At 45.0% G+C, this 868-nt stretch carries 1 pseudogene; it reads left to right on the forward strand.

Annotated features, from left to right (window positions below):
• A pseudogene (locus HMPREF3002_RS11385) lies at positions 1–868 on the forward strand (clumping factor A); the annotation flags it as partial.

Consider the following 868-nt stretch of genomic DNA (forward strand, 5'->3'; position numbering starts at 1 on the left):
ATGATTCTGATGTCGAGATTGATTCAGACGTTGATGCTAATTCAGAGGCTGACGCTGATTCGGACGTTGAAACTGATTCTGAAGTAGATACCGATTCAGAGGCTGATACTGACTCGGAGGTTGATACCGATTCAGATGTTGAGACTGATTCAGACGTTGATACTGATTCAGAAGTTGACACTGACTCAGATGCAGATGCTGATTCGGACGTAGACGCCGACTCTGATGTCGAAACTAAAACTGAAGTAGATGCCGATTCTGATGCAGACACTGACTCAGAGGTAGAAACTGACTCAGAGGTTGAGACCGATTCAGACGTTGAAACTGATTCAGACGTTGAGACTGACTCTGACGTCGAGACTGACTCTGACGTCGAGACCGATTCAGACGCTGAGACTGATTCGGATGTTGACACTGATTCAGATGTAGATACTGATTCAGACGTTGAAACTGATTCAGACGTTGAAACTGATTCAGACGTTGAAACTGATTCAGATGTAGATACTGATTCTGATGTAGATACTGATTCTGAGGCTGATACTGATTCAGACGTTGAAACTGATTCTGAAGTAGATACCGATTCAGATGCTGAAACTGACTCAGACGCTGACACTGATTCGGACGTTGAAACTGATTCAGACGTCGATGAAGAATCAGACGTTGAAACTGATTCGGATGCTGAGACCGACTCAGAGGTTGAGACTGATTCGGATGCTGAGACCGACTCAGAGGTTGAGACTGATTCGGATGTTGATACTGACTCAGACGCTGACACTGATTCGGACGTTGAAACTGACTCCGATGTCGATGCTGACTCAGATACAGATACTGACATCGAAACTGAAACCGAAGTAGAGACTGACTGGCT

The sequence above is a fragment of the Streptococcus sp. HMSC065E03 genome (assembly GCF_001815045.1).
GTDB classification, from domain to species: domain Bacteria; phylum Bacillota; class Bacilli; order Lactobacillales; family Streptococcaceae; genus Streptococcus; species Streptococcus parasanguinis_AD.